19 protein-coding genes are annotated in these 21,451 nt (G+C 63.8%); 17 read left to right on the top strand and 2 right to left on the bottom strand.

Translation table 11 applies throughout. The annotated features are described in order from the left end of the window. Positions 1–98: 98 nt before the first annotated feature. On the top strand, positions 99–641 hold the full coding sequence (locus LPB260_RS00595) for a DinB family protein (RefSeq protein WP_208706720.1): 543 nt from the start codon (positions 99–101) through the stop codon (positions 639–641). Between the two features lie 39 nt (positions 642–680). Then, positions 681–1,124 (top strand): N-acetyltransferase, encoded by a 444-nt coding sequence (locus LPB260_RS00590; protein WP_208706719.1) that lies wholly within the window; start codon positions 681–683, stop codon positions 1,122–1,124. 44 nt (positions 1,125–1,168) lie between these two features. Here the strand turns inward: LPB260_RS00590 and LPB260_RS00585 are convergent, their stop codons facing one another. Beyond that, complete coding sequence (locus tag LPB260_RS00585) at positions 1,169–1,849, bottom strand: alpha/beta family hydrolase (RefSeq protein ID WP_208706718.1); 681 nt, start codon at positions 1,847–1,849, stop codon at positions 1,169–1,171. A gap of 553 nt (positions 1,850–2,402) precedes the next feature. Between LPB260_RS00585 and ccoN the strand changes: the two genes are divergently transcribed. From ccoN to LPB260_RS00530, 11 genes are all read left to right on the top strand, one after another. Next, entirely contained in the window at positions 2,403–3,845 is a 1,443-nt protein-coding gene (gene ccoN, locus LPB260_RS00580; RefSeq protein WP_208706717.1) for a cytochrome-c oxidase, cbb3-type subunit I, read from the top strand. Continuing rightward, a complete protein-coding gene (gene ccoO, locus LPB260_RS00575; protein WP_208706716.1) occupies positions 3,845–4,453 on the top strand; it encodes a cytochrome-c oxidase, cbb3-type subunit II in 609 nt (202 codons plus the stop codon). The genes ccoN and ccoO overlap by 1 nt, the downstream gene beginning before the upstream one ends. Positions 4,454–4,459: 6 nt before the next feature. Then, positions 4,460–4,660 (top strand): cbb3-type cytochrome c oxidase subunit 3, encoded by a 201-nt coding sequence (locus LPB260_RS00570; RefSeq protein ID WP_208706715.1) that lies wholly within the window; start codon positions 4,460–4,462, stop codon positions 4,658–4,660. Beyond that, the gene (gene ccoP / locus LPB260_RS00565; RefSeq protein WP_208706714.1) at positions 4,657–5,643 is read left to right on the top strand and encodes a cytochrome-c oxidase, cbb3-type subunit III; all 987 of its coding nucleotides are present in this window, start codon (positions 4,657–4,659) and stop codon (positions 5,641–5,643) included. The genes LPB260_RS00570 and ccoP overlap by 4 nt, the downstream gene beginning before the upstream one ends. Positions 5,644–5,789: 146 nt before the next feature. Then, a complete protein-coding gene (gene ccoG / locus LPB260_RS00560; protein WP_208706713.1) occupies positions 5,790–7,202 on the top strand; it encodes a cytochrome c oxidase accessory protein CcoG in 1,413 nt (470 codons plus the stop codon). 18 nt (positions 7,203–7,220) lie between these two features. Further along, the gene (locus tag LPB260_RS00555) at positions 7,221–7,727 is read left to right on the top strand and encodes a FixH family protein (RefSeq protein WP_208706712.1); all 507 of its coding nucleotides are present in this window, start codon (positions 7,221–7,223) and stop codon (positions 7,725–7,727) included. 21 nt (positions 7,728–7,748) lie between these two features. Beyond that, entirely contained in the window at positions 7,749–10,157 is a 2,409-nt protein-coding gene (locus LPB260_RS00550) for a heavy metal translocating P-type ATPase (protein ID WP_208706711.1), read from the top strand. A 12-nt stretch (positions 10,158–10,169) separates the two neighbouring features. After that, a complete protein-coding gene (ccoS, locus tag LPB260_RS00545; protein ID WP_208706710.1) occupies positions 10,170–10,394 on the top strand; it encodes a cbb3-type cytochrome oxidase assembly protein CcoS in 225 nt (74 codons plus the stop codon). Continuing rightward, positions 10,387–11,070: a sulfite exporter TauE/SafE family protein gene (locus LPB260_RS00540; protein ID WP_208706709.1), complete on the top strand. Its 684-nt coding sequence runs from the start codon at positions 10,387–10,389 to the stop codon at positions 11,068–11,070. The genes ccoS and LPB260_RS00540 overlap by 8 nt, the downstream gene beginning before the upstream one ends. A gap of 217 nt (positions 11,071–11,287) precedes the next feature. Next, a complete protein-coding gene (gene fnr / locus LPB260_RS00535) occupies positions 11,288–12,022 on the top strand; it encodes a fumarate/nitrate reduction transcriptional regulator Fnr (protein ID WP_208706708.1) in 735 nt (244 codons plus the stop codon). Between the two features lie 54 nt (positions 12,023–12,076). Beyond that, positions 12,077–12,625 (top strand): adenine phosphoribosyltransferase, encoded by a 549-nt coding sequence (locus LPB260_RS00530; RefSeq protein ID WP_208706707.1) that lies wholly within the window; start codon positions 12,077–12,079, stop codon positions 12,623–12,625. Positions 12,626–12,657: 32 nt separating this feature from the next. On the opposite strand, the gene LPB260_RS00525 is transcribed toward LPB260_RS00530, so the two are convergent. Further along, on the bottom strand, positions 12,658–13,359 hold the full coding sequence (locus LPB260_RS00525; protein WP_208706706.1) for a hypothetical protein: 702 nt from the start codon (positions 13,357–13,359) through the stop codon (positions 12,658–12,660). A 165-nt stretch (positions 13,360–13,524) separates the two neighbouring features. On the opposite strand from LPB260_RS00525, the gene LPB260_RS00520 reads away from it, so the two are divergent. The 4 genes from LPB260_RS00520 to LPB260_RS00505 all read left to right on the top strand — a co-directional run bounded on the left by LPB260_RS00520 (position 13,525) and on the right by LPB260_RS00505 (position 21,448). Next, positions 13,525–14,811: an ATP-binding protein gene (locus tag LPB260_RS00520; protein ID WP_208706705.1), complete on the top strand. Its 1,287-nt coding sequence runs from the start codon at positions 13,525–13,527 to the stop codon at positions 14,809–14,811. Beyond that, positions 14,808–16,145, top strand: coding sequence for an HD domain-containing phosphohydrolase (locus tag LPB260_RS00515; RefSeq protein ID WP_208706704.1), 1,338 nt, complete (start codon positions 14,808–14,810; stop codon positions 16,143–16,145). The genes LPB260_RS00520 and LPB260_RS00515 overlap by 4 nt, the downstream gene beginning before the upstream one ends. 10 nt (positions 16,146–16,155) lie before the next feature. Further along, on the top strand, positions 16,156–16,686 hold the full coding sequence (locus tag LPB260_RS00510) for a response regulator (protein ID WP_208706703.1): 531 nt from the start codon (positions 16,156–16,158) through the stop codon (positions 16,684–16,686). A gap of 118 nt (positions 16,687–16,804) precedes the next feature. Beyond that, complete coding sequence (locus tag LPB260_RS00505) at positions 16,805–21,448, top strand: PAS domain S-box protein (protein WP_256625429.1); 4,644 nt, start codon at positions 16,805–16,807, stop codon at positions 21,446–21,448. The last annotated feature ends 3 nt before the right edge of the window (positions 21,449–21,451 follow it).

The raw sequence follows: 21,451 nt of genomic DNA, 5'->3' as shown, positions 1-21,451 counted from the left end.
TCGCCCTGCCCGCTGCCGAGGACTGAGCCGCTGCCTGCACGCCGGGCATGACCGGCCAGGAGGCTGACTGATCCGCGCACCGAGAGGAATGGACGCCAATGAGCCTGCAACAGCACTTCGATCTGCTCGCCCGTTACAACCAGTGGATGAATGGCCAACTCTATGCAGCTGCCGAGAAACTCTCGCCCGAGGCGTTGGCGCAGGACAGAGGCGCGTTCTTCCGCTCCATTCTGGGCACGCTGAATCACCTCGTCGTGGCCGACACGGTCTGGTTGCAACGCTTCGCCTGCCATCCCGAATCAGCGCGCAGCCTACAACCTGCCTGCGAGCTGCCGCGGCCCGCCTCCCTCGAGCAACTGCTGTTCAACGACTTCGACCAGCTCTGTGCGCATCGCCAATGGCTGGACGCGCTGATCTGCCAGTGGGTCTCGTCCCTGCAGGAGCGCGACCTGGACCATGTGCTGAGCTACCAGAACATGAAGGGACAACCGGCGCAGCGACGGCTCTCCAGCTTGCTGCTGCATTTCTTCAACCATCAGACCCATCATCGCGGCCAGGCGACGACCCTGCTGTTCCAGGCTGGGCTCGACGTCGGGGTTACCGACCTTCTGGCCCTGATACCCGACGAAGCCGAGGCCTAGCGGCTCAGCGCCTTGTGCAACCTGTCCCATGGTGCCTTGATGAATCTTCGGCTATCGCCGGCTAGCCCCCAGGACGCCGAAAACGCCGAGCGCCTGGCAAGCTTCAATATGCAGGGCTACTACCGGCGTTACGCCCTTCAGTGGAGTCAGCCGGGGTTCCTCCAATCCTGGCCAACGCTGGAGAGCTACCTGATTGTCGAGGCGGACCAGAGCATCGGCTTTCTGAGCCTGAGTCGCGACGGCCCGCACCTGTACATTCGCGATATCCAGCTAGCCGCGCAGTCCACGGGCAGAGGTATCGGCACCTGGACCCTGGCACAGGTGCTGGCGATCGCGCGTGCTCGCGCGCTGTGCACGGTCCGTTTGAAGGTGTTCATGGATAACCCGGCAAGAACCTTGTACGAACGACTGGGTTTCACCGTCGTCGGCAGCGACGGCCATCTGCTCAAGATGGAACGCCCGTTGGCCTCGCCTACGCCTTGACCCTCTGCGTCTGCATCCCGGCCAGGGGCGAGCCGCTGCAGGCCTCAAGGCAGCAGAAACTTCGCCACCGCGTCCGCCGCCGCCTGTAGATGCTGCTCATGACTGAAGCCCGAGCGCTTCAGCGGCTTGAGGTCGTGATCGGCCGACTCCAGCCAGTGGACGCCGATCGCATCGGCCAATCGATAGCCGGCCACGGTTGGCGCGTCACCCATTGGGTCGCGCTCGCCCTGGACGATCAGGGTCGGCGTCCGCAGCTCGGCGAGATGGGCGACCCGCGGCTTGTCGGCCTTGCCGATGGCATGGAAGGGATAGCCCAGGCATACCAGGGCGTCGGCGCCGAGTTCGTCGGCCAACAGGCTGGCCATGCGCCCGCCCATGGACTTGCCGCCGATCGCCAAGGGACCCGCGAGCTGTTGCCGCACCTCGGCGTATACCGCCCGCCACTGTTCCAGCAGCTTGGCCTGGGGATTGGGCGGTCGCCGCTTGCCATCGACCCGGCGCGCCGCCATGTAGGCGAACTCGAAGCGCAGCACCGCGACACCCCGTTGCGCCAGCAGCTCGGCCATAGTCGCCATGAAGGCACTGTCCATCGGCGCACCGGCGCCATGGGCGAGAATCAGGGTCGCCCTGCTCGGCCCGGCCGGCCGGTTCCACAGCCACTGCTGTCGATCCATTTGCCCAGCCAGTTGATCCGCGTCAATACCCGTTCCCTGCCCAATGCCCATGCTTGCCTCGCTTCGCTATCCGCCGGTCCGAGCCTCAGCTGCGGTCCGGCGTAATGTCCCAAGAGTGAATGAACGCCCAGCCATGAGCGCCACGATTTATTGCAGCAATCACCTTCGGATCGCCGATCTGCCGACCATTATGCCCGCCGCGCCCGCTTCGGTCGGCCCGCGTCACCGGCGAATAGTTGGCGCGACAGCACAGCGACCCAGCGCAGGCTCGAATCGCCCCGTGCCGGCGGCCGCAGCGCGACAAAACCGCCAATGCGACGCTGTGTCGCACCGCGCGTCAGATGGGCTCGCCAAGGCGCCACCCTGAACTAACCTTGCACCGGTCGCCAGCAGCCATGGGCCTAGGCGACCCCCTTCCAAGCGCCTTGCCTTGACAGGCGCTCAAAGCCCAAGCAAGGCACCGGCAGACGGCATCCGAATGCCGCCAGAAAGCCCGAAATGCCCATTTCTCAAAGGTTTGCGTCGTTGCAATGGCTACCTGCTTTCTCCATACTTGCCGCCGATTTTTGTCCCCTAAAAACTCCATTAACCGTGGAACCCCAGCATGAGCACAGCAATCAGTCAGACTGCTTATAACTACAAGGTGGTCCGCCAGTTCGCCGTTATGACGGTGATCTGGGGGGTCATCGGCATGGGTCTAGGCGTGTTCATTGCCGCACAACTCGTGTGGCCGGAACTCAACCTGGGCATGGAATGGACGAGCTTCGGCCGTCTGCGTCCCCTGCACACCAACGCGGTGATCTTCGCCTTCGGCGGTTGCGCCCTGTTCGCCACGTCCTACTACGTGGTGCAGCGTACCTGCCAAGTGCGCCTGGTCTCGGACGGTCTGGCCGCATTCACCTTCTGGGGCTGGCAAGCGGTGATCGTGCTGGCGGTCATCACCCTGCCCATGGGTTACACCAGCTCCAAGGAATACGCTGAGCTGGAGTGGCCGATCGACATCCTCCTGGGTGTGGTATGGCTGTGCTACGTGGCGGTGTTCTTCGGCACCATCATCAAGCGCAAGACCAAGCACATCTACGTCGGCAACTGGTTCTTCGGCGCGTTCATCCTGGTGACCGCCATGCTGCACATCGTCAACAGCATGGAAATGCCGGTCAGCCTGTTCAAGTCCTACTCGATGTACTCGGGTGCGACCGACGCGATGATCCAGTGGTGGTACGGCCACAACGCCGTTGGTTTCTTCCTGACCACCGGCTTCCTGGGAATGATGTACTACTTCGTGCCGAAGCAGGCCGAGCGTCCGATCTACTCCTATCGCCTGTCCATCGTGCACTTCTGGGCGCTGATCACCCTGTACATCTGGGCCGGCCCGCACCACCTGCACTACACCGCCCTGCCGGACTGGGCGCAGTCCCTCGGCATGGCCATGTCGATCATCCTCCTGGCCCCGAGCTGGGGCGGCATGATCAACGGCATGATGAGCCTGTCCGGCGCCTGGCATAAGCTGCGCACCGACCCGATCCTGCGCTTTTTGGTGGTGTCCCTGGCGTTCTACGGCATGTCCACCTTCGAAGGCCCGATGATGGCGATCAAGACCGTCAACGCGCTGTCCCACTACACCGACTGGACCATCGGCCACGTACACGCCGGCGCCCTCGGCTGGGTGGCGATGATCTCCATCGGCTCGCTGTATCACCTGATCCCGAAGGTCTTCGGTCGCGAACAGATGCACAGCGTCGCCCTGATCAACGCGCACTTCTGGCTGGCCACCATCGGCACCGTGCTGTACATCGCCTCGATGTGGGTCAACGGCATCACCCAGGGCCTGATGTGGCGTGCGGTCAACGAAGACGGCACCCTCACCTATTCCTTCGTCGAGTCCGTGGTTGCCAGCCACGATGGCTACGTGGTTCGCATGATCGGCGGCGCCTTCTTCGTCACCGGCATGCTGTTGATGGCCTACAACACCTACCGCACCGTGCGTGCCGCCAAGCCGGCTGAATACGAAGCGGCCGCGCAGATTCCCGCCGGAGTAGCTCACTGATGAAACACGAAATCATCGAGAAGAATATCGGTCTGATGGCGCTGCTGATGGTCATCGCCGTCAGCATCGGTGGCCTGACCCAGATCGTCCCGCTGTTTTTCCAGGACGTCACCAACGAGCCGGTCGAGGGCCTCAAGCCCTACACCGCGCTGCAGCTGGAAGGTCGCGATGTGTACATCTCCAACGGCTGCGTCGGCTGCCACTCGCAGATGATCCGTCCGTTCCGCGCCGAGACCGAGCGCTACGGCCACTACTCGGTGGCCGGTGAGAGCGTCTGGGACCACCCCTTCCTGTGGGGCTCCAAGCGTACCGGCCCGGACCTTGCCCGAGTCGGCGGCCGCTACTCCGACGAATGGCACCGCGCGCACCTGTACAACCCGCGCAACGTCGTGCCTGAGTCGAAGATGCCGTCCTACCCCTGGCTGGTCGAGCACAAGCTCGATGGCAAGGACACCGCCAAGAAGATGGAAGTCATGCGTGGCTTCGGCATCCCCTACACCGACGAAGACATCGCCGGTGCCAAGGACGCGGTGAAGGGCAAGACCGAGATGGACGCGCTGATCGCGTACCTGCAGGTTCTCGGCACTTCGATCAGCAGCAAGCGGTAACTCACGATGCCCTCTTTTCTCACGGACATCGGGACCATCCGCGGCATAGGCACAGCAGTGGTGTTCATCGCCTTCATCGGCGTGGTGCTCTGGGCTTACAGCAGCAAGCGCAAGTCGAGTTTCGACGAAGCCGCCAACCTGCCCTTTGCCGACGACCCGAAACCCGACGAACGTGACGAGCAATCTTCCAGGAGCAATAACCAATGACCACGTTCTGGAATTGGTACGTAACAATTCTCGTACTCGGCACCATCTTGGCCATGACCTTGCTGATCTTCGGCACCCGCAAGGGCCAGCGCAAGGAATCCACCGATCAAACCGTCGGCCATGTGTTCGACGGCGTCGAGGAGTTCGACAACCCGATGCCCAAGTGGTGGTTCATGCTGTTCGTGGCCACCATCATCTTCGCCGTCGGCTATCTGGTGCTCTACCCGGGCCTGGGCAACTGGAAGGGCCTGCTGCCGGGTTACGACTACCTCGACAACGAGGCCAAGACCCCGTTCGCCGCCAACGTGCAGATCGCCGACGGCGAGCGCAACGGCGGCTGGACTGGCGTGCACCAGTGGGAGAAGGAAATGGCCAAGGCCGACGCCCAGTACGGGCCGATCTTCGCCAAGTACGCGGCCATGCCGATCGAACAGGTCGCCCAGGATGAGCAGGCCCTGAAGATGGGTGGCCGCCTGTTCGCCTCCAACTGCTCGGTCTGCCACGGTTCTGACGCCAAGGGTGCCTACGGTTTCCCCAACCTGACCGACAGCGACTGGCTGTACGGCGGTGAGCCGGAAACCATCAAGACCACCATCATGGAAGGTCGCCAGGCGGCGATGCCCGCGTGGAAGGACAGCCTCGGCGAGGAAGGCATCAAGCACGTCACGGCGTATGTACGCAGCCTGTCCGGCCTGAAGACCCCTGAAGGCATAGAGGCCGACCCGGTTGCCGGCAAGGAAATCTTTGCTGCCAGCTGCGCGGTTTGCCACGGCGCCGAGGGCAAGGGCCAGCAGGCCATGGGCGCGCCGAACCTGACCGACAAGACCTGGCTCTACGGCTCCAGCTTCGCCCAGGTGCAGCAGACCCTGCGTTACGGCCGCAATGGCCGCATGCCAGCCCAGAAGGACTTCCTCGGCAACGACAAGGTCCACCTGCTGGCGGCCTATGTGTACAGCCTGTCGCAGAAGCCTGCGCAGGAGTAAAGCCGATCCCTGCAAGCCCTGTTTGAGCGCGACGCCCCGTCGCACCCAAACAGGGCCTTGTCAGGCGTACCATGGCGTATGAGTGAAATGACCCCAGCTGGCGTCAGCCGCCCGGGGCAGCCAATCCACCGCTGTGGTAGCAACCGATGAGTTCACAGATCCCGCTCAAAGACGTCACCCCTACCCCGGCCAAGGTCGAATCCGTCGATCTGTACGCCAGTCGCGAGAAAATCTACACCCGCGCCTTCACCGGCCTCTTCCGCAATCTGCGCATGCTCGGTGGCGCCCTGCTGTTCATCCTCTATTTCGGCACCGTCTGGCTCAGCTGGGACGGCCGCCAAGCCGTCTGGTGGGACCTGCCGGCGCGCAAGTTCCATATCTTCGGCGCCACCTACTGGCCGCAGGACTTCATTCTGCTCTCGGCGCTGCTGATCATCGCCGCCTTCGGCCTGTTCTTCATCACCGTGTTCGCCGGCCGGGTCTGGTGTGGCTACACCTGCCCGCAGAGCGTGTTCACCTGGGTGTTCATGTGGGCGGAAAAGATCACCGAAGGTGATCGCAACCAACGCATGAAGCTGGACAAGGCGCCCATGAGCGGCCAGAAGCTCCTGCGCAAGGCCGCCAAGCATGGCATCTGGGTCGCAGTATCGCTGGCCACCGCGCTGACCTTTGTCGGCTACTTCTCGCCGATCCGCGAGCTGATTCCCGAACTGCTGACCCTGCAGGCCGGCGGCTGGGCGGTGTTCTGGGTCGGTTTCTTCACCCTCGCCACCTATGGCAACGCCGGCTGGCTGCGCGAGCAGGTGTGCATCTACATGTGCCCCTATGCGCGCTTCCAGAGCGTGATGTTCGACCAGGACACCCTGATCGTCTCCTACGACCCACGCCGTGGCGAACACCGCGGCCCGCGCAAGAAGGACGCCGACTACAGGGCCGAGGGCCTCGGCGACTGCATCGACTGCAAGATGTGCGTGCAGGTCTGCCCCACCGGCATCGACATCCGCGACGGCCTGCAGATCGAATGCATCGGCTGCGCCGCCTGCATCGACGCCTGCGACAGCATCATGGACAAGATGAACTACCCCAAGGGGCTGATCAGCTACACCACCGAACATAACCTGTCCGGCCAGCAGACCCAGCTGGCCCGACCGCGCCTGATCGGCTACGCCGTCGCCCTGCTGGCGATGATTGGCCTGTTCGCCTGGGCCGTGTCCAGCCGCCCGCTGGTGGAGCTGGACGTGATCAAGGATCGCGTGCTGTACCGCGAGAACGAGGCCGGGCGCATCGAGAACGTCTACACCCTGAAGATCATGAACAAATCCCAACACGACATGACCTACCTGATCGAAGCCGATGGTCTCGACGGCCTGGTCTACGAAGGCAAGCGCGAGGTCAAGGCGCTGGCCGGGGAAGTGCTGTCGCTGCCGATCGAGCTGTCGATCGAACCGGAGAAACTGCCGTCCAGCGCCAACGAGATCCGCTTCCGCATCCAGTCCGCCGACGAGCCAAGCATTCACAATGACGCCGACAGCCGCTTCATCGGCCCGAGCGTCCGCTGACCCATGAGCAAACCACCCATGCCCGAACAAACCCCGGCCAAACCCTGGTACAAGCATTTCTGGCCCTGGTTCATCCTCGCCCTGCTGGGCTACTCGGTGATCCAGGGGTTCGCCCTGCTGACCATCGCCACGCAGAATCCCCCGGGCCTTATTTCCGACGATTACTACGACGTCGGCAAAGGCATCAATCAGTCCCTGGAGCGCGAGCAGTTCGCCCAGCGCCTGCAGCTGAGCGCCCACCTCGAAATCGACGAGGACGCAGGCGTCGCCTCGCTGCAACTGCAGGGCAACAGCGGCCCCGCGCAACTGGTGCTCAACCTGATCTCGCCGACGCAACCCGAGCGCGACCGCCGCATCGTCCTGCAGCCGCGAGGCCAAGGCCTGTACACCGGGCAGATGCAGGACGTGGTGCAGGGCCGACGCTTCGTCGAGCTGATCGGTCAGGAGGGGGGCCGGGAGTGGCGCCTGTTCGAGGAAGAGACCCTGGAAAGCGGCAAGACCATTCGTCTCGGCGACGCACGCTAATAACAGGCCCGTCCCTCTTCGATGGCGAACCCGATCCCCTGCTTCCACTGTGGCCTGCCGGTACCGGCAGGCAGTCGCTTCCATGCCCAGGTACTGGGCGAAGCCCGTGAGCTGTGCTGCCCCGGCTGCCAGGCGGTGGCCGAGGCCATAGTCGCCGGCGGCCTGGAGCACTACTACAAGCACCGCAGCGAGACGGCCGCCAATCCCCAGGCGCTGCCCCAGGCCCTGCCGGATGAGCTGGCGCTGTACGACCGCGCCGAGGTGCAGGCGCCCTTCGTCGAGCATCAAGGCGAACTCAGCGAAACCTGCCTGCTGATCGAAGGCATCAGCTGCGCGGCCTGCGGCTGGCTGATCGAAAAGCACCTGCGCGCCCTGCCCGCGGTCGCCGAGGCGCACCTCAATCTGTCCAATCAGCGCCTGCAGGTGCGCTGGGCCGACAGCCAGCTGCCGCTCAGTGCGCTGCTCAAGGAGCTGCGCAAGATCGGCTATGCCGGGCATCCCTGGCAGGCCGACGCGGCCACCGCGCAGCTGACCCGCGACAACCGCCGGGCCATGCGTCAACTGGGTGTCGCCGGGTTGCTGTGGATTCAGGTGATGATGGCCACCATGGCCACCTGGCCGGAGTTCAACATCGACCTGAGCCCGGAACTGGACAAGATCCTGCGCTGGGTCAGCCTGTTCCTCACCACGCCGATCGTCTTCTATTGCTGCGGCCAGTTTTTCCGCGGCGCCCTGCGCGACCTGCGCACCCGCCACCTGACCATGGATGTCTCGGTATCCCTGGCCATTGGCGGCGCCTATGTCGCCGGCATCTGGTCGACGGTGACCGGCCAGGGCGAGCTTTACTTCGATGCGGTGGGCATGTTCGCCCTGTTCCTGCTGGCCGGCCGCTACCTGGAGCGGCGCGCCCGCGAGCGCACGGCGGCGGCCACCGCGCAGCTGGTCAACCTGCTGCCGGCCTCCTGCCTGCGCCTGGACGCCGAGGGCCACGGCCAGCGCATCCTGCTCAGCGAGCTGCGCACCGGCGAGCGGGTTCTGGTACCGCCCGGCGCCCTGCTGCCGGCCGATGGCACCATCATCAGCGGCCAGTCCAGCGTCGACGAGTCGCTGCTGACCGGCGAGTACCTGCCGCAACCACGACGCGAGGGCGACAGCGTCACCGCCGGCACCCTCAATGTCGAGGGGCCGCTGACCGTCGAGGTCGAGGCGCTCGGCGACGCCACCCGGCTGTCGGCCATCGTCCGCCTGCTGGAGCGCGCCCAGAGCGAGAAGCCGCGCCTGGCAGAGGTCGCCGATCGGGTGGCGCAGTGGTTCCTGCTGATCGTCCTGGTCGTCGCCGCTGTCGTTGGTTTGGCCTGGTGGCAGATCGACCCGTCGCGCGCCTTCTGGGTGGTGCTGGCCCTGCTGGTCGCCACCTGCCCCTGCGCCCTGGCCCTGGCCACCCCGACCGCACTGACCACGGCCACCGGCAGCCTGCACAGGCTCGGCCTGCTGCTCACCCGTGGCCACGTGCTCGAAGGCCTGAAGCAGATCGACACGGTGATCTTCGACAAGACCGGCACCCTCACCGAAGGCCGCCTGACGCTCAGCGCCATCCATCCGCTCGGCACGCTGGACAGCGACGCCTGCCTGGCCCTGGCGGCCGCCCTGGAAAACCGCTCAGAACACCCCATCGCCCGCGCCTTCGGCCGCGCCCCGCAGGCTGCCGAACGGGTCGACAGCGTTCCCGGCCAGGGCCTGCAGGGCTGGGTTGGCGGGCGCCAGCTGCGCATCGGCCAGCCGGACTTCGTCAGCGCCCTGAGCGGCCAGAACGCGCCGGCCATTCCTGGCCGACATGGGCAATGGCTGCTGCTCGGCGACGAACAGGGTCCACTGGCCTGGCTGGTACTCGACGACCGCCTGCGCGACGACTCGCCGGCACTCATCGCAGCCTGCCGCGCCCAAGGCTGGCAGGTGCTGCTGCTGTCCGGCGACAGCTCGCCAATGGTCGGCGAAGTGGCGCGGCAGCTGGGCATCGAACAGGCCAGAGGCGGCCTGACGCCGGACGCCAAGCTGGCCGAGCTGAAGCAGTTGCATCAGCAGGGTCGCCGCGTGCTGATGCTCGGCGACGGCGTCAACGACGTGCCGGTACTGGCCGGCGCCGACATCAGCATCGCCATGGGCAGCGCCACCGACCTGGCCAAGACCAGCGCCGACGCCGTGCTGTTGTCCAATCGCCTGACCAGCCTGGTCCAGGCCTTCGCCCTGGCCCGGCGCACCCGCCGGATCATCATCGAGAACCTGGCCTGGGCCAGCCTGTACAATGGCCTGGTGCTGCCGTTCGCCGCCGTAGGCTGGATCACCCCGATCTGGGCGGCCCTCGGCATGTCGCTGAGCTCGCTGCTGGTGGTGCTCAACGCCCTGCGCCTCACCCGCATGCCCAATCCGTAGGCTGGAGTTCTCATGTCCGCGCTGTACATCCTCATCCCCGTCGCCCTGCTGCTGGTGGCGTTCGCCATCTGGCTGTTCTTCTGGGCGGTCGACAGCGGCCAGTACGACGACCTCGACGGCCCGGCACACAGCATCCTGTTCGACGACGAGGACCCGAAGCACCAGGCCGGTGTGCAGGAGGCAGGCGAACAAGCGCCGGAGGCCAAGCAGGACCCGGTAGACAAACCCGATGCTTGAACTGGTGCCCCTGCTGCTCTCGGCCCTGATCCTCGGTCTGCTCGGCGGCGGTCATTGCCTGGGCATGTGCGGCGGCCTGATGGGCGCATTGACCCTGGCCATTCCGCCGGAGCGGCGGGCGCAGCGATTTCGCCTGCTGCTGAGCTACAACCTCGGACGAATTCTCAGCTATGGCGTCGCCGGCCTGCTGCTCGGCCTGGCCGGCTGGGCCCTGGCCAGCAGCCCGGCAGCCATCGCCCTGCGCGTGCTGGCGGCGCTGCTGCTGATCGCCATGGGCCTGTACCTGGCGGGCTGGTGGAGCGGATTGACCCGTATCGAAGCCGTGGGCCGGGGCCTGTGGCGGCATATCCAGCCGCTGACCCGACGCTTCATGCCGGTCGACAGCACGGCCAAGGCCGTGGTGCTGGGGTCGCTGTGGGGCTGGCTGCCCTGCGGCCTGGTCTACAGCACCCTGCTGTGGGCCTCGAGCCAGGGCAACGCCCTGGACAGCGCGGCGCTGATGCTGACCTTCGGCCTCGGCACCCTGCCGGTGCTGCTGGCCACCGGCATGGCAGCGGAGCGCCTCACTGCCCTGCTGCGCAAACAGGGTGTGCGCACCACCGGCGGCGTGCTGGTGATCCTCTTCGGCCTGTGGACCCTGCCCGGCCCGCACCAGCACTGGCTGATGGGGCACTGAATCGAATCGCTGCCCTGCGCACCACAACAGCGCTTGGATAGCGGCTCCCCTTCAGTATCGGCAAGGTCCTGGGAATCGCCGGCGCCTGTCTATGCTCCTTTAGAGGCGCGGCACACCACCCCCTCAACTGGCAGGCCAGAACACGCCACTGCTGGCTGAATCGCCGCCCGCTGCGTTACCCTCACATAGAGTATGTGTTTAATCAGGGACCACCTCGATGTCGCAATGTGCCACACCCCGTGCAGCTCATCAGGCCCACTGCAAGGACTGCAGTCTGGCGCCCCTCTGCCTGCCTCTGTCACTGGACCTGGAAGACCTCGACGCACTGGATGAGATCGTTAAGCGCGGGCGACCTCTGAAGAAGGGCGAGTTCCTGTTCCGCCAGGGCGATGCCTTCGACTCGGTGTTCGCCGTACGCTCCGGCGCCCTCAAGACCTTCAGCCTGAGCAATAGCGGCGAAGAGCAGATAACCGGCTTTCACCTGCCCAGTGAGCTGGTCGGCCTGTCCGGCATGGACACCGGAAGCTTCCCGGTTTCCGCCCAGGCACTGGAAACCACCTCGGTCTGCGAGATCCCCTTCGAACGCCTCGATGAACTGGCCGCACAACTGCCCCAACTCAGGCGCCAGTTGATGAGGGTGATGAGCCGGGAGATTCGCGAAGATCAGCAGATGATGCTCCTGCTGTCGAAGAAGACCGCTGACGAGCGCATCGCCTCTTTCCTGGTCAATCTGTCAGCGCGCTTTCGCGCCCGCGGTTTTTCCGCCCAGCAGTTCCGCCTAGCCATGTCGCGCAACGAGATTGGCAACTACCTGGGTCTGGCGGTGGAGACCGTGTCGCGGGTATTCACTCGCTTCCAGCGCAATAAGCTGCTCGAAGCCGACGGCAAGGAAGTGCATATTCTCGACCCCATCGAACTGTGTGCTCTTGCCGGCGGTAATCTCGACGGCTGAGTGTTCATTTACACTTCAAGTCAGGCCGCCATACAACGCCACAGGAGTGCCACGATGATCTTCGACGAGTTCAGCATCAAGACCCTGATCCGCCCCGTTGCCGACTTTCCAAAACCGGGGGTGACGTTTCGCGACATCACCCCGCTGTTCCAGTCGCCACGCGCCTTGCGCATGGTCGCCGACAGCTTCATCCAGCGCTATGTCGAAGCCGAGTTCAGCCATATCGCCGCCATGGATGCCCGTGGTTTCCTGATCGGTTCGATCATCGCCTATGAGCTCAACAAACCGCTGATCCTGTTCCGCAAGCACGGCAAACTGCCGGGCGAAGTGCTGCGCGAAGCCTACAAGACCGAGTACGGCGAGGCCTTTCTCGAGGTGCAGGCCGACAGCCTGTGCGAGGGCGACAACATCCTGATATTCGACGACCTGATCGCCACCGGTGGCACCCTGCTGGCCGCCGCGCAACTGGTGCGCAGGATGGGCGCCAGGATCCATGAGGCGGCCGCGATCATCGACTTGCCGGAGCTGGGCGGCTCGCAGAAGCTGCAGGATATCGGCATCCCGACCTTCACCCTGACCGCGTTCGCCCTGAACGAGCGCTGAGGCCCATGGGGCCTGTTGCGGGCCCTTCAGGGTTACTCGAAATAGGCCGAGAAGAAGCGATCCAGCTCGCCATCATACTGGTCCAGCGAATACAGGGTGTCGGCCGCCAACAGGTCCAACAGGATCATCCCGTTGGGCCCCGAGTCCTCGACTGCGGCAGCGCGCAGCCGTTCGGTCATACCCAGATTGACCTGGCGTAGCTTGCGATAGACCTCACGCAACTGGCTCATCGACCAATCCGCGCTCAATCCACGCTGCTGCCGCAGGTACTGACCGAGCAGGTAGGTACCAAACACGCGATAAAGCGTTTCGTCCGTGCCACTGAACGGCTGATGGAACCAGGCCATCGCCTTGAGGATGCGCGTATGCGGGCATCCGGAGGTCGCCCCCAAGGCCCCGAGCAGCGATCCCAAGGCACGCTGCAGGCTGGTGCGCTGGCGAATTTCCCGGCCGCGCCAGTGCACTTCGACCTCGACCCGCTCATAGGACGGCGACTGGGCCAGCAGCTCTACCGGAGCGACCAACGCCAGCGCGAATGGACAGTGTGGCGTCTCCTCGGGGCGCAGCGGGCAATGTCTGCACTGATGGAATTCCAGCTTGGTCCATGCAGGCGCCTGCTCGACCTGGGCCTGACTGTCATCTGGCCGCAGGACAACCTGGTGCGACCAGGTACGGCCGTCGGCGAAGCGGAACTGGTAGTGGATGACGGAGTCATCCGCGGCCTCTAAATCCATGGTCTAACCTGATCGTCGGGGAGCATGAAAAAGGTATGGTGGTCTTCCGTTCGAGCCGCCATAATCTAGGCGCCAATTATATGTCAAGTCATCCCCTCCCTACCGATACCTAGATAACAATCAGTGATCAATCGACATCAACTCAACCAAGATCGGGAGTCTGCGATGGACGGCAGGCAACGGTACCTCGCCAGCGTATTGGTCGAACACATCGGGATCGGGGTGATCATCCTCGATTCGAAGCTGCGTATTCAGTACTGGAACGCATTTATCAGCCAGTGTAGCGGCAAGCAGCTCGAACAGGGACTCAATCAGCCGCTGACCGCAGTGTTCCCCGAGGCCAACACGCCTCATCTGGACCAGATGGTGGTGCAGGCACGGGACCATGGACAGCACGTCTACACCCAGTGGCGCGACAACCCCTACCTGATCAAGCTGCCGTACAAGCCCGCCACGGAGGCGGAGGTGCTCATGCTGCAGAGCACGCTGCTGTTCCCGTTCCGCGACTCGGACGAACAGCTGTGCTTTGGCCTGCTGCTTTACGACACCACCGAGTTCGCGCGCACCAACAAACAGCTGGACGCAGCCCTGGACGCCCTTAGCAGCAAGCAGGTCGAGCAGGAACGCCTGATCAAGAAGCTGGAAAAAGCCAACGCACAGCTGCTGCAATCGGAGAAACTCGCCGCCATCGGCCAGCTTGCCGCCGGTGTGGCCCATGAAATCAATAACCCGATCGGCTACGTATTCTCCAACCTCAAGACCCTCGCCGGCTACGTCCAGGACTTGCTGCGTATCAGCGACGCCGTCGATGGGGCGGCCAGCCTCGATGAACTGCGCCAACTCAAGCGCAGCCTGGAATACGACTACATCCGCAGCGATATCGAGGCGTTGATCACCGAGTCGGAAGATGGCATCGACAGGGTCAAGAAGATCATCACCGCGCTCAAGGATTTCTCCCATATCGAGGAGGACGAGTTCCAGCTCGCCGACTTGCACCGCGGCCTGGACACCACGCTCAACGTGGTCAACAACGAGCTGAAGTACAAGGCGGACATCGTCAGGGAATACGGCGAGTTGCCACAGGTCGAATGCATCCCCTCGCAGATCAATCAGGTGCTGATGAACCTGTTGGTCAACGCTGCCCACGCCATCGAACAGTTCGGCCGTATCACCCTGCGCAGTCAGCAGGAAGGCGACTGGGTCTGGCTGGAGGTGGAGGACACCGGCAAGGGCATCGAGCCCCATCTGCTCAATCGCATCTATGAGCCATTCTTCACCACCAAGCCGGTGGGCAAAGGCACTGGCCTGGGCTTGTCGCTGTCCTATAACATCCTGCAGAAACACAACGGGCGCATCGAGGTCAGCAGCGAACCGGGCCAGGGTACTCGGTTCCGCATCTGGCTCCCCATCCGTCAACCCGAAGCAGGCAGTTCCGGTAATCCAAGCCTATGACCGACCCACTACCGCCGCGCAGTGCCACCCTGCTCCTCGTCGATGACGAGGAAAACATCCTCAAGAGCCTGCGCCGCCTGCTGCGTCAGGAACCCTATGAAGTGCTGCTCGCCAACGGCGGCGAACAGGCGCTGGAGATACTCGCCCAGCACCCCGTCGACCTGGTGATATCCGACGCGCGCATGCCAGGCATGGATGGTGCCACCCTGCTGACCGAGGTGCAGAAGCGCTGGCCAGGCTGCCAGCGCATCCTGCTGACCGGACACGCCGACATCGCCACCACGATCAAGGCGATCAACGAGGGGCAGATCTACCGCTACATCAGCAAGCCCTGGGATGACGATGAGCTGCGCATGATCATCCGCCAGGCGCTGGCCTTCCAGCACTCCGAACGCGAGCGTGAGCGCCTGGAGCGACTGACCCACGAACAGAACCAGCACCTGCAGGAACTCAATGCCAGCCTGGAGCAGCGGGTCAAGAACCGCACCGCGGAACTACAGCAGACCGCCGACATGCTCGACATGGCCTACGAGGAACTCAAGCGTAGCTACGTGACCGCTACCGAGGTCTTCTCCAGCCTGGTGACCCAGCGCATTCCCCGCGACAAGCAGTCCAACTGCCAGGTCATCGCCCTGGTCCGCGCCTACGCCGAGCAGTACTCCCTGGGCGATGTACTCAGCCGTGACCTGACCATGGCCGCGGCCCTCTACAACGTCGGCAAGCTGACCTGGAGCGACAGCCTGCTCAACAGCCCCGCCGACCTGCTCTACAAGAACGAGCGCGAGCGCTATCGGCAGTATCCCGCCCTCGGCGAAAGCCTGCTGATGAGCCTCGAGCCGCTGCAGGACGCCGCCAAGCTGATTCGCCATCATCAGGAGCGCTGGGACGGCGGCGGCTTCCCCGATCGCCTCAAGGGCAAGGACATCCCCTTCGGCTCGCGTCTGATCAAACTGGCCGTGGACTTCATCGAACTGCAATGCGGCCTGATGCTGGAACGCCGCCTGAGCCGCGATGACGCGCTGTTGTTGATCCAGAAGTACAGTGGCAAGCTCTACGATCCGCAGCTGTGCGAGGAATTCATTCGCCTGTGCACCGAGCTGGCGCCCGATCTGGTGCTGGCCGACCCCAGCATCCTGATCCTCGACACCCGGCGCCTGGAGCCAGGCATGACCCTGGCACGCAACCTCAATTCGGAAAACGGCACCCTCCTGCTCAACGAAGGCAAGCAACTCACCCGCCCGTTGATCAGCAAACTCATCGCCTTCGAGGAAAGCGAAGGCGCGCGCTATACCCTGTTCGTCCGACCCGCCCCAGAAGCCAGCGCCACTGCATAGGAAACACATAGTGATAAAAATCCAACTGGTGGACGATGAACCTCAGATTCTGAAGTCGCTGCAACGCCTGCTGAATCCGCAGGGCTGGGAACTGCACCCGTTCAGCGACGTATACGAGGCCCTGGATGCCCTCACCGAACACGATTACGCGGTGATCGTTTCCGACTTCAAGATGCCGAATCTGGACGGCATTACCTACCTGAAGTTCGCCAAGCAGCGTCAGCCCCACGCCGTGCGTCTGATGCTGACCGGCTTCGGCGACCGCCAGTCGATGATGCAGGCAATCAACGAGGCGGAGGTCTTCCGCTTCATTTCCAAGCCCTGGGAGGATTTCGAAGTCGAGGTGGCACTGCGCAGCGCCATCGATCTCCACCTGCTGCGTGAGGAAAACCAGCGCCTGCTGGAGCAGGTGCGCCAGCAGCAGAGCTCCCTGGACCTGCAGCGACAGGAACTGTGGCGACTGGAAACGGAGAACCCGGGCCTTACCCGAGTCGTGCGCGATGCCGACGGTTCGATAATCATCGACGACCAGGACCTGTGATCAGGCCCCATCCGGCGATGGGCACTTCCTCCCAGCAGATCGGCACGGCGCGACCGCCTGGCGATCAGTGTGGGTATTGCGCGGGCACCCCAGCCACTGGCTCTCGGACGTAACGTTCATGCAGACGCGCCATGTGTTCATCCAGGCTTTCCTGCATACCCTGGCCATCGCCCTCTTGCTCCTTGGAGCCGGCGGTGCCCTGGATTATCTGAGCCAACAGCGGCTCAACATCTATAGCCTCGTGCTACTGCCAGACCGCGCCCTGCCAATGGCGCTAGTAGGCCTGGGCCTGCTCGCTGCGACCCACGGGCACTTTCGCCTTGTCCTGGGCGCATCGACCCTGGTGATCGCGGTCAGCCTCTATTTTTATTCGCACACTCTGCTACCAGAGCCCGCGTATACCGAACTCGCCGCGCTGAACACACAAACGGCGTTGCCCTTGATTTTCGTGCTTGCAGCGCTGGCACTGCCGCTGAGCCTCAAAGGTGGCCAGGTAGGACTCTGGCTCAGCCGCGCGGTCGGCCTGGGCACTATGCTGCTGGCAATCGCCGCACAGCTCTCCGAGTGGTGGCCACAGCTGGAGGGGCCGCGGCTCGGCCACAAACCGGACACCAACACCCTCTACTGCCTACTGTGCCTCTTGCTGGGCCTGGACCTGCTGCTGCTGCCCCTGCTGCCCGACGAGCGCAAACAACTGCTGGACAATCGCAGCCTGGTCGCAGGCAGCGTCGGCATTCTGCTCACGTGCCTGATGTGGTTTCTTCTCAGCGCGGAAATCCTCCGAGACCTCAGGCAGAAAAGTGACCAGGCGCTCAATGACCTGCAGCTCAGCGTCAGTAACGAGTTCGAAGACTACCGGACCATGCTGCAGCGCTTTGCCGACCGCTGGAAGGAGCCCTCCTGGTCGCCGGGCCGCGCCGAGCTGGATCGAGAGGGTCGCCGATATCTGCGTGATTTCCCCTATCTGGTTTTGCTCGGCACGCTCAACGACCAGCTGCAACCGCAATGGCTGTTCGAGCGCAATCTTGCATCCCTTGGCCAACTGGCCGGGCTACTGGCAAACCCTGAGCATCGAGCCTGGCTGCACAAGCATCGCCTCGGTGTCAATGCCGCGCAGCTCGTGTCCCTAGGAACCACCGTATTTCTGGTAAGACCTCTACCGGTTCAGGGACAGCCGAACTCGCTGCTGATTGCCGAGTTGCAGCTCGACGCCCTGCTAGGCGCAGGCACCCAGGAACTCAACTTTCGCATTACGGAAGCCGGTCAGCGCCTGGCGCGCTCGGCACCTGATGGCGCAAACCCGCTAGCACTCGGCTCCCGCATCGTCACCTTGCCCTCCGGTGTGCAATGGCAGCTGAGCAGCTACCTGAACAACCCGAGGCGCAGCCTGTCGCTCAGTCAATGGCTGACCCTCTCGATCATCTCTTTCGGCCTGTGCATCAGTTTTTTTCTGATGTACAGCCTGCGCCTGGCCAGCCTGAGCAGTGAGCGCAACAAGGAACTGCGGCAGATCAACCAGGCGCTCGGCAAGAGCCTGCAGCGCCAGGAATCCCTGCAGAGCCTCAACCAGCGCATCATGCAGCACTCCACCGACCTGCTCTGCTCCCACGATGCCCAGGGCTACTTCACCGAGGTCAACCCAGCCTGGTTCTCCCTGCTGGGTTACACGCGCGAAGAGCTGATAGGCCGGAACTACCTGGACTTGGTGCTGCCGGAAGATCGCCCGCTGTCCAGGCAGAACACTGCCGACTCTTTGGAAGACGAGAGTATTCACCGCATTCGCAACAGGTACCGGCACAAGGATGGCCATACCGTCTATATCGACTGGTCCCACAGCTGGTCGGCTGGCGCCGACAGCTTCTTCTGCGTGGGCCACGACATCACTCACCTGGTGCAGGCAGAGGCCTACCTGGAGGACCAGCGCGACATTCTCGGCATGATCTCCACCAACCAGCCGCTGCCCGAGATTTTCGACGCCATCTGCCGCATGAGCGAAAGCCGCGACCCGACGGCCCTGTGCTCGGTGCAACGCTTCGACCCGGATAGCGGCCAGTTGCTCATGAATATCGCCCCGAGCCTGCCTACGAGCTATATGGAGGGCACCGCTGGCGTCACGGTAGGCCCAACCTGCGGCTCCTGCGGTACGGCGATGTTTCGCAAGCAGATGGTGGTGGTCGAGGACATCGCCAACGACCCGCTCTGGCAGGACTACCGCGAGCTCGCCCTCGGCCACGGTTTGCGCGCCTGCTGGTCCATTCCGCTGATCGGCGACAACGGCCAGGTCTTCGGCAGCCTGGCGCTATACCACCGTCAGCCCATGGCCCCCGATGACCAACACCTTCAGCTGATCTCGACAGCAGCGCAACTCGCTACCATCGCCTGCGAACGATCGGCAGACCGCAAGAGCCTGGAGCGCAGTGAGCAGAGGTTTCGCTCCCTGTACGATCTCACACCGAGCGCGGTTTTCTCGATCGATCGCCAAGGCCAGATCGAGAGCGTAAACGACGCCGGTTGTCAGCTATTTGGCACGCAGGAAGCGGAATTGCTCGGCACGCCTGCCGCAGCCTTTCTGCAGCCCGACGATGCGAACCGGGTGAACGAGCATTTCCGCACCGCACGCAATGGCGAGGCACAGCGTTTCGAAGCCAAGTTTCGCACCCCCAGCGGTCTTCCGTTGGAGCTGGAATGCACCTACCTGCCGATCCGGGTGGATGAACAGATTGTCGGCGTATTCGCCGTTGCCAAGGATGTCCGCGCGCGCAACCAGCTGGAGCGCGACCTGCGCACGGCGTTGCTGCATTCCCAACGCCGCGGCATGCTGTTGCGCGGGCTCAGCGACATCGCTGTACAGATCAACGGCATGTTCGACAATCCAAAGCTGCTCGACCTGCTCTGTGAACGCCTGCGCAGCCTGATCGGCGCTCATCAGGCGCTGTTCAACCTGGGCGCGGACACCGTATCGCCAGCGCAGACCATCCTTGCCGTCTCATCCAAGTACGCCGAGTGGGCCGACCGGCCGATCGTGCCCGGGTCCCTTATCCAGGGGCGCGACTTCATCGAGTTCGCTCACGCCCTCAAGCTCAGCCACGCGCAACTGCTGGCCGATCCCCGCTGGAGCGAACGACCTGCCGAGACACTGGCTCACCCACCGCTTCGCGGGCTGCTGGCGGTGTCGCTGCAGAGTGCCAGCGGCCAGCAGCTGGGCTTTATCCAGTTGTCGGACAAGTACCACGGCGAGTTCGATACCGACGACCTGGCCATCGCCGAGCAGTTCGCCCAGATGGCCGTTGTCGCCCTCGAGAACAAGCGGCTGATGGGCGAGATAATCGCAGGCGAACAGCGCCTGAAAGAGCAGCTGAACTTTACCGCAACCATTACCGACAGCATCGGCGAAGGCCTGCTGGCCTTCGACGCCCGCGGACTGCTCACCTATGCCAATCCTACGGCGGCGACCTTGCTGGGTCGCGCCAACGCTGACCTGCGCGGACAAGCGCTCACCACCCTGCTGCCCATCGACCCGAACGCACTGAGCGAAGTGAACGTTTCAAGTGCAGCCCGGCACGGCGAATTCATGCTCCCGGGCAAAGGCAATAGCGCCGCGCATATGCGCTACGACTGCGCGCCGCTGACCGATGGCGCCAACGTCACCGGCTGGGTCATGGCGTTCCGCGATATCAGCGCCCAGGCCCTGGCGGAAAAGGCCATGCGCGAGCGCGACCAGTTCTTCCACCTGTCGCCTGAGCTCTACTGCATGCTCGACCAGCAGGGGCGGATCATCCAGCTGAACCCGGCATTCGTCGCCATGCTCGGCTATCCGGAAGAGAGCCTGATCGGGCATTCCTGCCTGGAGGTGATAGTCACCGAGGATCGCGAAGCGGCTTTGCAATCACTGCGCCAGGTGACGCGCGGCGAACCGCTGCAGAATCAGGAGGTGCGCGTGCAGGACCTGCAGGGTGAGCGGCATTGGCTGCAGTTCAGCGCCGCCCTGGGCGATGATCGACTGGTCTACTTCGCCGGCCGCAACATCAACGCGCGCAAGGCCGCGGAGAAGAAGCTCAAGGCCACGCTGAAGGAGCTCGAACGCAGCAACGGTGAGCTGCAGGAATTCGCCTTCGTCGCCTCGCACGACCTGCAGGAACCGCTGCGCAAGATTCAGGCATTCTCCGAGCGCCTCGAGGCGCGGGCGACCAATCTCGAGCCCGAGTGCCTGGACTACCTGCACCGCATGAGTTCAGCCGCCGGGCGCATGCAGGCGCTGATCAAGGACCTGCTGAGCTATTCGCGGGTAACCTCGCGGGCCCAGCCTTTCGTCCGGCTCGATGTCGACAAGATCCTCGATGAAGTGCTGCAGGACATGGAGGTGACCCTGAGCAGCGCCTGCGCCCAGGTCGAACGCAAACCGCTTCCCGCCCTGATCGGCGAGCCCACCCACATTCGCCAGTTGCTGCAGAATCTGCTGAGCAACGCCGCCAAGTTTCACGCCCCCGGTCAGCCTCCAAAAATTCGTATATATTCCGAGGCATCGGGCAAAAACGAGTGGACCCTCTGCGTGGAAGACCAAGGAATCGGTTTCGACGAGAAGTACCTGGACCGGATCTTCAATCCGTTCCAGCGCCTGCATGACCGGCAATCCTACGCAGGCACGGGAATCGGCCTGGCGATCGTCAAGAAGATCGTCGACCACCATCGCGCCACAGTCACCGCCAGCAGCAGGCCCGGTCACGGCACAACGTTCCGCATCACCTTTGCGTCAACCGAATAGGCA

This window comes from Pseudomonas sp. LPB0260, from assembly GCF_013388395.1.
This window is presented reverse-complemented; position numbering and strand designations above follow the sequence as displayed.

Coding starts and splice junctions, on each gene's coding strand:
- LPB260_RS00595 (WP_208706720.1), top strand. CDS start 99: ATGAGCCTGCAACAGCACTTCGATCTGCTCGCCCGTTACAACCAGTGG.
- LPB260_RS00590 (WP_208706719.1), top strand. CDS start 681: ATGAATCTTCGGCTATCGCCGGCTAGCCCCCAGGACGCCGAAAACGCC.
- LPB260_RS00585 (WP_208706718.1), bottom strand. CDS start 1,849: ATGGGCATTGGGCAGGGAACGGGTATTGACGCGGATCAACTGGCTGGG.
- ccoN (WP_208706717.1), top strand. CDS start 2,403: ATGAGCACAGCAATCAGTCAGACTGCTTATAACTACAAGGTGGTCCGC.
- ccoO (WP_208706716.1), top strand. CDS start 3,845: ATGAAACACGAAATCATCGAGAAGAATATCGGTCTGATGGCGCTGCTG.
- LPB260_RS00570 (WP_208706715.1), top strand. CDS start 4,460: ATGCCCTCTTTTCTCACGGACATCGGGACCATCCGCGGCATAGGCACA.
- ccoP (WP_208706714.1), top strand. CDS start 4,657: ATGACCACGTTCTGGAATTGGTACGTAACAATTCTCGTACTCGGCACC.
- ccoG (WP_208706713.1), top strand. CDS start 5,790: ATGAGTTCACAGATCCCGCTCAAAGACGTCACCCCTACCCCGGCCAAG.
- LPB260_RS00555 (WP_208706712.1), top strand. CDS start 7,221: ATGCCCGAACAAACCCCGGCCAAACCCTGGTACAAGCATTTCTGGCCC.
- LPB260_RS00550 (WP_208706711.1), top strand. CDS start 7,749: ATGGCGAACCCGATCCCCTGCTTCCACTGTGGCCTGCCGGTACCGGCA.
- ccoS (WP_208706710.1), top strand. CDS start 10,170: ATGTCCGCGCTGTACATCCTCATCCCCGTCGCCCTGCTGCTGGTGGCG.
- LPB260_RS00540 (WP_208706709.1), top strand. CDS start 10,387: ATGCTTGAACTGGTGCCCCTGCTGCTCTCGGCCCTGATCCTCGGTCTG.
- fnr (WP_208706708.1), top strand. CDS start 11,288: ATGTCGCAATGTGCCACACCCCGTGCAGCTCATCAGGCCCACTGCAAG.
- LPB260_RS00530 (WP_208706707.1), top strand. CDS start 12,077: ATGATCTTCGACGAGTTCAGCATCAAGACCCTGATCCGCCCCGTTGCC.
- LPB260_RS00525 (WP_208706706.1), bottom strand. CDS start 13,359: ATGGATTTAGAGGCCGCGGATGACTCCGTCATCCACTACCAGTTCCGC.
- LPB260_RS00520 (WP_208706705.1), top strand. CDS start 13,525: ATGGACGGCAGGCAACGGTACCTCGCCAGCGTATTGGTCGAACACATC.
- LPB260_RS00515 (WP_208706704.1), top strand. CDS start 14,808: ATGACCGACCCACTACCGCCGCGCAGTGCCACCCTGCTCCTCGTCGAT.
- LPB260_RS00505 (WP_256625429.1), top strand. CDS start 16,805: ATGCAGACGCGCCATGTGTTCATCCAGGCTTTCCTGCATACCCTGGCC.